The 12,531-nt window shown below is 60.8% G+C and carries 8 protein-coding genes; 3 read left to right on the top strand and 5 right to left on the bottom strand.

What is annotated here, in order from left to right:
* Positions 1–90 precede the first annotated feature (90 nt).
* Entirely contained in the window at positions 91–867 is a 777-nt protein-coding gene (kdsB, locus tag PLL20_08200; protein ID HPD29960.1) for a 3-deoxy-manno-octulosonate cytidylyltransferase, read from the bottom strand.
* A gap of 242 nt (positions 868–1,109) precedes the next feature.
* Here kdsB and PLL20_08195 point away from each other — a divergent pair, with 242 nt between their 5' ends.
* From PLL20_08195 to lptB, 3 genes are all read left to right on the top strand, one after another.
* A complete protein-coding gene (locus tag PLL20_08195; GenBank protein HPD29959.1) occupies positions 1,110–2,912 on the top strand; it encodes an NCS2 family permease in 1,803 nt (600 codons plus the stop codon).
* 157 nt (positions 2,913–3,069) lie between these two features.
* A complete protein-coding gene (locus PLL20_08190; GenBank protein ID HPD29958.1) occupies positions 3,070–4,944 on the top strand; it encodes a S26 family signal peptidase in 1,875 nt (624 codons plus the stop codon).
* A 308-nt stretch (positions 4,945–5,252) separates the two neighbouring features.
* A complete protein-coding gene (gene lptB / locus PLL20_08185; GenBank protein ID HPD29957.1) occupies positions 5,253–6,032 on the top strand; it encodes an LPS export ABC transporter ATP-binding protein in 780 nt (259 codons plus the stop codon).
* An 80-nt stretch (positions 6,033–6,112) separates the two neighbouring features.
* Here lptB and PLL20_08180 read toward each other — a convergent pair whose 3' ends face one another.
* The 4 genes from PLL20_08180 to PLL20_08165 form a co-directional block, all read right to left on the bottom strand.
* Positions 6,113–8,107, bottom strand: a complete 1,995-nt coding sequence (locus tag PLL20_08180; GenBank protein ID HPD29956.1) for a glycosyltransferase — start codon at positions 8,105–8,107, stop codon at positions 6,113–6,115.
* 217 nt (positions 8,108–8,324) lie between these two features.
* Positions 8,325–9,521 (bottom strand): aminotransferase class I/II-fold pyridoxal phosphate-dependent enzyme, encoded by a 1,197-nt coding sequence (locus PLL20_08175; protein HPD29955.1) that lies wholly within the window; start codon positions 9,519–9,521, stop codon positions 8,325–8,327.
* 81 nt (positions 9,522–9,602) lie between these two features.
* Entirely contained in the window at positions 9,603–11,246 is a 1,644-nt protein-coding gene (locus PLL20_08170; GenBank protein ID HPD29954.1) for an NAD+ synthase, read from the bottom strand.
* 303 nt (positions 11,247–11,549) lie between these two features.
* Positions 11,550–12,531 (bottom strand): twin-arginine translocase subunit TatC (locus tag PLL20_08165; GenBank protein ID HPD29953.1); only part of this gene is annotated, 982 nt, incomplete at its 5' end.

Raw genomic sequence — 12,531 nt, 5'->3', positions numbered from 1 at the left:
GAGGTGTAACTCAGGGAGGAAAGCATCTTTTCCACATCAACCGTCTTGCCTTTACGTTCGGGGTTCATATTCGCGTCCTTGTCCTGCTGCTCATCCTTTTCCTGTGGGCAGGGTTCCCGCCTGAACGCGGGCTGCCCGATAGCGTTCAACAAAAGCCGAATACTGCTCCGGCGTGTCCACGCCGTTGCTCTCGTGCGGGACCACCGCCATCGCGATCCTGGCCCCCATGGTCAGGGCCCGCAGTTGTTCAAGCTGCTCGAGCCGCTCCAGCTCCGCCGGCGGCATTTGGGTCAACCTGGCCAGGAAGTCCGGACGGAAAGCGTAGATCCCCAGATGCAGCAGCCAGTTGGCCGGCTGCTCGATTTGCCCGCGGGCATCACGCGGATAAGGAATCACGCTTCGACTGAAATACAGGGCATAACCGTTGGCGTCGAGAACCACTTTCACACAAGCGGGGTTGAGGACGTCCTCAGCCCTCTTGAAGCGACAGGCGAGTGAGCCCATCTGGGCCTGCGGACGCTGCTCCATCAATTCGACCAACGTGTCGATGGACTGCGGGTCCATCTCCGGTTCGTCGCCCTGCACATTGATGATCAGGTCAGCATCGAGTCTCGAAGCTGCCTCGGCGACGCGGTCCGTGCCGCTTGGGTGGTCCGCGCGGGTCATCACCGCTTCACCGCCGAAAGACCGCACCGCCTCGGCGATTCGCAGGTCATCCGTCGCCACCAGCACGCGTTCCACACGCCGAGCTCCGCGCACGGCTTCGTAGACGTGCTGGATCAGAGGCTTGCCGGTCTGATTGGCGAGGGGTTTCCCTGGGAATCGTGTGGACGCGTAACGCGCGGGGATGATCGCGGCTACGGACACCGGGGAGCACTTCCTCTTCTGCAGGCAAAACGTACTCTCATCGGAACAAGCACAAAGGATAGCGGCCGTCATGCGGTTTGTCAAAGCGGTAAGGCCGTGAGTCCGCGATCCGTTCGGCAGAAGACCCTGGTGCCTGTGAGTTTCTGCGCGTCTTGTCAGTGGCACCCGCGCGCCGTAGGATCACCGCTAGGTTCCGCGGCCGAGGCAGGCCCTGGACTTCTCACTTGATGCGAGGACCGAATATGTCAGCCGGTTATCCCGTTTTCGTCAAACGCGATCTCGATGGGTTCTTTGGCTTGGCGATCGACAATCTGGTCCAGTTGCTCCTGATCGTATCCTTGTGCACGACAGTCTGCGGCATGACCGGCGACAACGCCAGATTCATTTACGAATACATCATGCCGGGGGCAGCCGTCTCGTTGCTCATCGGGAACCTCTTCTATGCCGCCCAGGCACACTGGGTCGCCCGCCGTGAACGTCGGTCAGACGTCACCGCCCTACCCTATGGGATCAATACGCCTTCCCTGCTCGTGTACGTCTTCTTCGTGATGAAACCGGCCTTCGACCGCACCGGCAGTGCCGAGTACGCCTGGAAACTCGGCCTGATCGCCTGTCTCGGCAGCGGCTTGATCGAGTTCGCCGGCGCATTCGTGGCCGAACGCCTCCGCCGAAACACCCCCCGAGCCGCCTTGCTGAGCACCCTGGCCGGCATCGCTATCACCTTCATCGCCATGAAATTCGCCCTCGAAATCTGGGACCGGCCGCTGGTGGCAATGGTCCCGATGGCCGTGGTGCTGTTGGTCTACTTCTCGCAGGTGCGCTTCCCCCTCGGGCTACCCGGGGGGTTCGTGGCGGTACTCCTCGGAACCGCTCTGGCCTGGGTTTTGGGAAGCCTGGGCGTATCAACAGGCGTCCCAGTCAGCACGGAAGCAGTCCGGGAAGCCTGCGCGTACTCGGGTCGGCACTGGCCTCAATGGGTCGGACCGGTTCTGTGGGACACGATCCGCAGCGATACCGCTCAGGTCATTTCGCTGCTTTCCGTCATCATCCCGATGGGGTTGTTCAACGTGATCGGCAGCTTGCAGAACATCGAGTCAGCCGAAGCAGGAGGCGACGTCTTTGCCACCGGTCCGTCGCTGGCGGTCAACGGTATCGGGACAATCGCGGCGGCATGTTTTGGAAGCTGTTTCCCGACAACCATTTACATCGGCCATCCTGGCTGGAAGGCATTGGGGGCGCGGGCGGGCTACTCCACCTTGAACGGTCTGGTGATGACCATCCTTTGTGTGACCGGGACAGTGGCGGTCGTAAGCAAGATTGTCCCTATGGAGGCAGGCATCGCGATTGTCCTTTGGATCGGGATCGTCATCACGGCTCAAGCTTTCCAGGCTACGCCGGTGCGGCATGCGCCGGCCGTGGCCTTGGGCCTGTTCCCCGCAATCGCTGCGTGGGGGGCCATGATCGTCTCGGGAGCCTTTACCCAAACCGGCTTGAATACCGTAAACGCTGCGACCACGGCACCTGCGGCGGTCATCACCAGCCTCCCTGTGACTGAGTCCCTGCCCGCACCGGCCACGCAGCTTTCGCAGTGGCCCGGCGTTGCCACCATCCAGAGCATCTTGAGTTCGGAAGATGGCTCCAAGATGGAAACCAGCGGCTTCCTCGTCCACGGCATGAACATCATGGAGCGCGGTTACATCTTCACTTGCATGATCATCGCGGCGATTTCGGCGTTCCTGATCGACCGGCGATTCTTCCACGCGGCTGGCTGGTCGCTGGCCGCCGCTGTGTTGACGATCCTCGGCCTGATGCACGCCTACCAGATGGTGGGCAACACCGCTGACTACTGGCTGATCGGGACAACCCCGGCCGAGGGAGCCTTCACCTACCATGCCTATCCTGTGGTCATCGGCTATCTGCTGATGGCAGCGGTTTTTGTGATCATGGGTTACCGGCACCGACACGAGGCAGTCGGCACGGCCAAGACGCTTGAGGACGCCCGAGTGGTGACGCCTGGGAGTTTATCCGGGGAGTGCTTCATTTGACAACACGATAAGTCTGTTTCTGACAGTGATTTGACGCTTTGGAGGGCAGCGGTTAACCTCTTGCCGTTCGGCTTGCCCGTGAACTGGACACCGGAGGCGGACGTAAGCACCCGGTTGCCGGTGTACTGGACGATCTGAGGTTTGTCGAGACTGATTGATGGCCCCGAATAAGACTGCTGCCGCTTCCGACCCCAGGAATGTCCGCCCGGCGCCCCGCCCCGCCCCCGGCCAGCGGGCAGCCACCATTGAAGAGGCTGAACGTAAGAGTCTCGCCGTCACGGTGAAGGAGACGCTCGAGTCAATCGTTGTGGCATTCATCCTGGCGTTCGTCTTTCGCGCCTTTATCGTTGAAGCTTTCATCATTCCGACCGGGTCGATGGCCGTCACCCTCTACGGCAAGCAACTGACCAAAACCTGCTCCACCTGTGGCTACGAGTATGCCTACGGTCTTGTTGACGGCAGGCCCATCGCCGAAACGCGGGTTCGATGCCCGAATTGCCGTGCTTTGTACGACAAGTTCAGCGCCGCCGACCTGGAAAGGCCTGACAGCGGCGACCGCATTCTTGTTCACAAGTGGCCGCTCGATCTTCCAGGAGGTTGGCTCGGTCCGGACCGCTGGGACGTGACCGTGTTCAAGGATCCGGAAGACGGCACGACCAATTTTATCAAACGGCTCGTTGGCGAGCCCGGCGAGGCTCTCGAAATAATCGACGGCGACGTCTACGCCGCCAAAATGGATAACCTGCCTGCGGAATTGATCGAACAATTCGAGCAGCTTCGCAAACTGGTTTACCGGTATGGCCACGGCGACAGGCAGTCGGACTCGTCGGATGCCCGTGAAGAAATCCGCAGACTCTTTGCCGAGATCAACAAGAAGCTTCTGCCTCGCCTTGAAATTCAGCGAAAGATCGATCAGGCACCGCGCGCGCAGGAGTCGCTCTGGTTCAACGTGTATAACCACGACTACCTGCCACGCTACCAATTGCGGGATGATCAGAACAAACCCCGAGTGGGCTGGGTGCCCGACAGTCCCGATGCCGCCAAGGCATGGAAAGATACCGACCGGCGCACCATCAAGTTTGACTCCGTCAGCGATGAGATTCTCTATCTCAAGTTCGAGGGAACCATCGATGACTTCTACGCTTACAACTTCAGTGATAGCGCGAATGAAGCGATGGATTTGCGAGGCGGTCCTTCGTCAGGCCGATGTCCGGTGGGCGATGTGCGGCTGAGGTTCAGTTGGGTCGTCCGAGCCGGCAGTGGCGATCTGCTGCTTGAAATGAACCGCGACAAGGACAAGTTCATTGCCAGCATCAGCACGACAGGCAGAGTCAAGCTTGAACTGGAACGTCCGGTTGGCGGAACGGCCACCCGGCGAGAAACCATCGCAGAGACGGCACCCACGCGTTCGTTCAGCCGCGACCGGGCGGTCCAGGTGGAGTTCATGAACGTCGATTACCGCGCGATGGTCCTCATTGATGGCAAGATCGTGGCCAAGAGCAACGACAAGCAATACCACCCGGTTATCGAGCGGCTGGAACGGTTTTGTCACCCGACGCCTACGGACGCGACCTGGGGCACGGTTGAACCCACCACCGTCCGGATCGGCGGCAGGAACATGCAGTGCGATCTCAAGCATCTCGTGTTGGAGCGAGACGTATACTACCGATCCCAGCCGCTTCTCGGCGCTCCATGGAAAGGTGGAAGCTTGCGGCTGCACGACTGGGCGGGCTGGGGAACGGCCGGACATCCGATTCTCCTGCGCCCCAAGCGAGTCCGGGATGGCAAGACGTTCGAGGCCGAGTACTTTATGCTCGGAGATAACAGCCCCCACAGCAAGGACTCCAGGCTTTGGGAGACCGCCGGCAGTCATCTCATCCCCCTGGAAGATGAATATCAGTTGGGTACCGTTCCGGAGGATCAGTTGATCGGCAAGGCGTTCTTCGTGTACTGGCCGGCGGGATATCGCGCAAAGTGGACTGCGGGGATCGGTTTGATACCCAATTTTGGCCGGATGCGATGGATTCGTTAGGGGATAACCCGCATAGTTATCCACACAACTGGCGTGAAATTGCCATGACTTTAATTCCTTCTGGGTGAGTCTGGCTGTGATTAAATCTGAGCGCGGGAGCTGATTAACAGGTGATGCATAGCCCCCTAAAACCTTGTCAGGAAGATGCTTGTACGCTGTTGTCTTCCTGCCCCGAAAAAGGGCACAGGGTTTTTGTATCAGAAAAGCAAGGCGCCTCGTCGGTTTTTCGTCGTGGACGCAGGGCTTTTCAACAGGCTATCCACAAGGAAAACTGGTGACAACCCGACAGCGATTCTGCCGAGGTGGTGATGCCTAAAACTCGCAACCTGCTGACAACCATCGATCTGATAAAACGCTACGGCGCGCGGACGGTTGTGGACCGCGTCAGCTACTCCGTAGGGCAAGGCGAAATCGTGGGCCTGCTGGGGCGAAACGGGGCGGGCAAAACCACAAGTTTCCGTATCACCATCGGCATGATCACGCCTGACGGCGGGCAGGTGTTGTTCAATGGTGAGGATCTGGCCAGTTTACCCATGTACAAGCGAGCACAGCGGGGTATCGGCTATCTCTCTCAGGAGCCCAGCGTGTTTCAGCGGCTGACGGTCCGACAGAATCTGCTGGCTATCCTGGAGTGTATGAAGCTTGGCCGCCGTGAGCGCAACCTGCGCGCCGACGCGCTGCTTGAGCAATTCGGACTGCGACACCTCGAAGGTCAACTGGCCCGCAATCTGTCCGGCGGCGAGCGACGGCGTCTGGAGATCGCCCGGGCCTTGGTGACCGAGCCGCTGCTGATCCTGCTGGACGAGCCGTTCAGCGGCGTCGACCCGATCGCCGTCGAGGGGCTTCAGAAGGAGATCATTCGCCTGCGGGCTGAGCATGGCATCGCCATTCTCCTGACAGACCACAACGTCCGGGAGACGCTTTCTGTCACCGACCGAAGCTACATCATCCATGAGGGACAGGTCATCGCCGAGGGAGCGCCTCGCGACCTGATCAACGACTCCAAAGTCCGGGAAATCTACCTGGGCAGCACCTTCCGCGGCGACGAGTTCGACCATCCCAGGTACCACGCTGGAACGACCGGATAGGCCGGCCGCGCCATGGCGGCGCATGACCGATCGTTGGACCGTTCCGTTGCACAAGCAGGCACCGCAGAACGAAGCCGGGCTTACGCCTTGGGTGGTGCCGATCCCCCTATGTGCTTGCGTTTCTTCTCCGGTGCCTTCATCAGGCGGGGGGCGGGGGCGACGTCGACCTCATCGTCGTTGTCCGACAGCAGTACGTTGCTGTTCGGGTAATGCTTGTGAATGGCAAACCGGCGGGCGGCCCGATAGTAGCGGGTCATCCGGTTCCAGTCGAAATGCTCGGCGTAAGCCTCGACCTCATTGCGGAGTTGAATGCGCTGTCTGGTCGACATCCGCGTCAGGGCGTGCATCCAGTCGGTGATCAGGTCGATGGTCTTATCGATGCTCACGCCACGACGACGGGCGATGAAAATGCCGTGCTGGTTGTGTTGGGGAAAATGACTCATCACATAAGCCCCGAAACCGCTGTAGTCGCTGGTGATGGCGGGTATCCCTCGAATCACGCATTCCATCGGCGTGTAACCCCACGGTTCGTAGTACGAGGGGAACACGCCCATGTTGCAGCCGCGAACAAACTGGTCGTACTCCAACCCCAGGATCGGGCTCGTCGAGGTGATGAATTCCGGGTGAAAGATCACTTTGACGGGATCCTCGGATAGATTGATCAAGCCTCGGTGACGCAGGTGTCGAAGGATCAGATCGCCGCTGTCGTCAACCAGGTCGTGGGTGACGATCGTGGGCGGCGGGCCTTGGCGCCACGCATGCATCATGCGTTTGAGCCGGACGCGGGCGAATTCGTCGAGCAGGTCTTCGGTGGTGGGCATTCGCCCGAACGCGATCGTCCGAAACAAGTGTTCGCCCATTTCGTCCTTGATGGCTTCGCATGTTTCGCGAAGCTCGTTGAACATAGCCTGCCGGTTGAGCGTTTCGACGTTCGGCGAACGATAGTTGGCCGGAGCAATAATGAAAGCAACGACCGTTACGCCGTTGGGGTGCGCCTTGAGTCGCTGATTCAGACGGTACAGGGCCTCAATATACAGATCGAAGCCCTTGTTTCGGTATTCGTAGCGTCCTGCAGTGAAGAAGTAAAGCGTTTTTGTCAGGTCAAACGTATAGCTGGGGAAAAAATGCCCCATGGTGAACTCGTGAATGAGGGCCTTGTTCTCGCGGTGCAATTCCTGAAACCGGTACGGCGCGGCAAACCGCTCGACGTTGAGCCCGTTGGGCAAGAGGATGTCGGGCTTGCGCCGGAGGAACTGCTCGGCCTCAAGGGCGGTGATACCCGAGACGGTGGTGAAGACATCAGCACAATGGGTGGCCGCTTTTTCGAGTTGAAACCGCGAGCCGATGCCATGCTCGTTGGCGACGGCCTCTCCGTCGCTGTGCGGCAAGTGGGCGTAGAGATCGACGTTGGCGGCGCTGAGGCTCCGGCCGACCAGTGTGGCATGCGTCGTAAAGACCGTGGGTAGGGCAACCTGCCGATGTTTCAGGATCGGCAAGGCGGCTGCGCTCTGGTATTCATGAAAGTGCGCGAGCATAGGCCGGTCTGCGCTGCGATCGCGAATGGCCGAGAGCAGATCCGCCACCGCATATCCGAAGACGACCATGTCGCCCATTTCGCGATCGCCGAACGGCGTGCCGATGCCGATATCCTTCCAGAAGAAGTACTTCATCTGGTCGGCGTGGGGAGCCAGCGACGAGAGGTCCACGAGTAGAACCTGGGGCCGGCCGGTGATCAGCCAACGGCCAAAGTGGATCACCACGCCCCGTTCCCTCAAAAGGCTCAGAGCCTCACCGACGATGCCCGAGGCGGCTTCCGGCTCGAACTCGACTGCGGCGGCAGCCGGCCGATAGGGCCCCACCAGCCAATACCCGTCACCCCATCGACGGGCAGTCGCCGGAGCCTTGGTGCGAAGGACGGTGTAAATCCCCCCAGTCTGACAACAGACCTCCCAGGCTATTTCGAAAAGCAAAGGGCGCACCCCCGCAGGAGCAGTCGCGGGCGAGGACTCGGTTACTGCCCCCTCTGGTGCCGACTGATCGGGCGCGGACGAGTGATGGACATCCTGATCGGCCATGCGATAACCTCGGATGGACCCCTTCCCCGCCGAGACGGCGGGGAATAATACGCGCAGAAGGGCCAACAGACAAATCTGCTGTCCACCTCTCGACACAGCCTGGCGCGTGGCATTTCGTTTGAAAGGCAAAAGCAACGCGACTTGCCCTGTGTGCCGCGCCTCGCAGATCCGGCTCACCCGTTGCGTGCTCTGGACTCTGAACCCCGGCCCCTCCGCCTCACTTTGCGCCGCATTTGGCGAGCCCTTGCTCCAGGTCGGCGATAATGTCCTCGGGGTCTTCCAGGCCGACGGAGAGGCGGACCAGTTCGTCGATGATGCCGAGCTGGTAACGTTCCTCGCGAGAGACGTTGTAGTAGCTGTTGAGGGCCGGGTGGGTGATCAGCGTCTCCGGTCCGCCGAGGCTCGGGCCCATCAGGCATAGCTTGAGCGAATCCAGGAAAGCGAGAGTTTGCTCGAGATTGCCGTTCACCTCGAAGGTCACGACCGCGCCGAAACCCCGCATTTGACGCCGGGCGATGTCGTGATGGGGGTGAGTGGGCAGGCCCGGATAGTAAACCCGCTTGACCTGCGGCTGCTTCTCGAGCCACTGTGCGACCGTCATGGCAGTGCTGTTCAACCGCGCCATGCGCAGCCCAAAGGTCTTCAGCCCACGAATCAACAGGTAACAGCTCATCGGGTCCATGACCCCGCCGGTAACCCGCTGCCACTGGTAGATCGGCTCAACCACGGAGGCCCTCCCGGCAACCGAGCCCCCCAGAATATCATTATGACCGCCGAGATACTTGGTTGTACTCTGAACGACGAGATCGATGCCCTGCTCGAGCGGCCGCTGGTTGAACGGCGTGGCGAAGGTGCTGTCGATAACGCTGAGAACCTTTTGGTCGCGCGCGATCCGGACGACCCGTTCGACGTCGGCGATGTTGAGGTACGGGTTGGTGGGCGATTCGGAAATAATCATGACGGTGTCTTTGCACACCGCGTCGGCCATGGCGTCGTAGTCGCCCATCGGCACGACGCTGGCCCGAATGCCGAATCGCGGCAAAACCGTCCGCACGAAATTGAGCGTCTGCTTGTAGGCGTCGTCGGTGATGACCAAGTGTTGTCCCTGGCTGCAATAGGCCAGGATGGTGGCGCACACGGCGCTCATCCCGCAGTCAAAAAGGACCGCTCGCTCCGCCTTTTCCAAGGCGGCCAGCTTGCGTTCCGCCGCCTGGCGGGTCGGGTTGCCGTATCGGCTGTATTCGTAATGCGGCACTTCGGCCTTGCCGAAAGCCAGCATTTCATTAACGTCCTTGAAAACGAAGGTGCTGCTGTAGGCGATCGGCGTGGTGATTGTGCCGCGCCAGCGGTTCTCTCCGCAATGTACCGCATCCGTGTCCGGATGCCCGGTCGGGCGCTTGGTGAAATCGCTCATGGTGTCTCCCGAATCACGTCTTACATCTCAGTCATCAAGGTATATTCTATTGAGGGTGGCAAGTTGGGTCCACGCGTGGCGTCAGTAGCGGAACTTCGCGGCGATCGGCATCCGCCGACCGAAGCCGAAGGCTCGGGAGGTGACTTTCAGGCCCAGTGCGGCCTGCTTACGCTTGTACTCGGCCGTGTCGACCAGGCGAATAACCTTCTGCACGGTCCGGGCATCGTATCCGGCGGCCACGATTTCGTCGGCGCTTAATTCCCGGTGGATGTACATGTCCAGAATCGCGTCGAGCAGGTCGTAAGGCGGCAACGAATCCTGATCCGTCTGGTTGGGCCGCAGCTCAGCCGACGGCGGTTTGGTCATGGTGCTGCGCGGTATCAGCTCGCGTCCGGCTCTGTTGTTGATGTACTCGGCGAGCCTGTAAATCATGGTCTTGGGTACGTCGCTGATCACCGCCAGCCCGCCGCACATGTCGCCGTACAGGGTGCAGTAGCCCACGGCCAGCTCGCTCTTATTACCCGTCGTCAGCAACAGACAGCCGAACTTGTTCGAGAGAGCCATCAGAAGCACGCCGCGGATGCGGGCTTGAATGTTCTCTTCCGTGACGTCCGGCGCACGGCCCTCGAAATGCGGCTTGAGCTGCTCCTCAAAGGTCTCGTGCAGGGCCCCGATCGGTATGACCTTGTAGCGAATACCAAGGTTGCGAACCAGGGCTTCCGCGTCGGCAAGGCTGTGGTCGCTGCTGTAACGGGAGGGCATGGCGACGCCGGTGACGTTGTCCGGCCCAAGGGCATCAGCGGCCAGGGCGGCGGTCACGGCCGAGTCGATGCCGCCGGAGAGCCCCAGCACGACACGCTTGAAACCGCACTTAGCCGTGTAGTCCCGCAAGCCCAGAACCAGTGCGGCGTGCAACGAAGCGATTCCATCGGGGTAGGGTTCAATCCGAGCACCCGAGGGCGTGCCGGTGTCGACGACCAGAAGATCTTCGTCGAATGCCTTCGCCTGGGCGACTACTTCTCCCCGGGCATCGATCATCATTGACGCCCCGTCGAATACCAGCTCGTCGTTTCCGCCGACCTGGTTGACGAAAATGATGGGCAGGTGGTGCCTGCCTGCCTGGTGGCTGAAGAGCCGCCGTCGGAAGGCGTGCTTGTCGAGCCAGAAAGGCGATGCGCTCGTGTTGATCAGCAACCTGGCGCCGGCTGCCGCCAACTGCCCGATGGGGTCCTGATGATAGATCCGCCGACCGATCAGTTGTTCGTCGTTCCAAAGGTCCTCGCAGATGCTCACCCCGAGCGGGACGCCCTCGTGTTCGATCAGAGACACGGACGGGCCCGGTTCGAAATAACGTTGCTCATCAAAGACGTCGTAGGTCGGCAGCAGCGACTTATGCCGAACCTCCCTGATCTGGCAATCGCGACAGTATGCCACCGCGTTGCGGAGCCGCCGGCCTTCCGGATCCTTGTTCTGCTCGACGAATCCGACGATCGCCGAAACGCCCACACAGTGCTCGGCGATCTGCCGGGCGGCCTCGACGTTTGCCTGTATGAATCGCGGCTTGAGCAACAGGTCTCGCGGCGGATAACCCGTCACGGACAACTCCGGAAAAACGACCAGCGAGGCCATGGCCTGCCGGGCTTGCGAGATCCGGTCGATGATCATGCGTGTGTTGCCGACAATGTCGCCGACAATCGGGTTGATCTGTGCGAGGGCGATTCTCATGGGGTCAAAAACTTCCAGGTCGAAGCGCTGCGGCGCTTCGGCCGCCCGGCAACAGGTCTTGCGACGGAACAACACGGAACCCGCGGAGCGTCGCCGCGCGGATTGCCCAGCATCTTAGTCGTATCGGCCGGTGTCGGCCAGTTGGGGCGAGTCCGCGATGAGCCGGTCCCGAAGAATAGCTGATCAGCCGGCGTCTTACGCAGTGTTTGCGGCCGGCAGTCTCTGTCGGCCGGTCAAACGGGACCGGCGATACTTGTTCCCGACTCTGGTGACGGGGTTTGCCCCACAGCGGGAAGGTGTGGCTTACTCTGCCGGCGTTGCCTGCGGTTTGCGCTTCTCGATAAGTCGTCCTGCCCACAGGCCGACTTCGTAGAGCAGCACCATCGGCAGAAGGAGGAAGAGCATGCTGACCACGTCCGTGGTGGGTGTGATGATCGCCGAGGCGATCGACATGCCGAACCACACGTAGCGACGCAGGCGGGCCATCTGCTCCACAGGGGCAATCCCGACGGCGGCCAGAAAGGCGACGATCACCGGCACCTGGAAAGCAATCCCGAAAGCCGCGGAAAGCTGCAACACGAAGATGATGTTATCGCTGATCCGGATGTCGGGTCTGAGCCGTGGCCCCTGCGTGACCGGCGTGAGGCCGCCGCTGCCCAGATAGTAGACCTGGTTGCCGTAGCGGATGCGGATCTGACGCTCCGTTCTGTTCATCCAGAACACGCCTTCAGGGGGGGCCACGGGGTCCGCGACGAGAGCAGGAATGCGTGTCAGCGGAGGCCAAGATGACTCGGAGCCCTGCGGCAACGTCGTTGCGGGCTGAGAAACGGCCGTTGCAGGCCAACCTTCGTCGGCCTGATCGACCTCGACCGGCTTGCGTTCCGTGGTGCCGAGAAGGAAGGCAGGATACAAGCCCGTTCGATCAGGCAGCTTGTTCTGGTAGGTCAGCAGAAAACTGTAGAGAAGCGGCGCGGCGATCACCAGGAGGAAACCCGCGCCGGTAAAAAACAGGGCGATCGACGCCGGAGCAAAACGTCGGACCCACTTGCGCTCATGCGGATACAGGCCGGCGGCGATGAAACCCCAGATCTGCGTCAGGCTGAACGGCGCGGTGATGATGAAGCCGACGATGATCGCGACCTTGAGCGAGATCATGAAGGCCTCCGCAGGGCTGAAAAAGCCCAGCTCGGCCGGATAGCCTTCCTTGCGAAGGATGGCGAAAATCGGAGCGCACAGAAAGCCCAGCAACTCGTCACTGTAGATGAAGCAGACCACCGCCCCGACC

The sequence above is a fragment of the Phycisphaerae bacterium genome (genome assembly GCA_035384605.1).
In the GTDB taxonomy this organism is placed as follows: Bacteria; Planctomycetota; Phycisphaerae; order UBA1845; family PWPN01; genus JAUCQB01.
The sequence above is the reverse complement of the archived record's forward strand: the minus strand, read 5'-3'. Positions and strand labels throughout refer to the sequence as shown.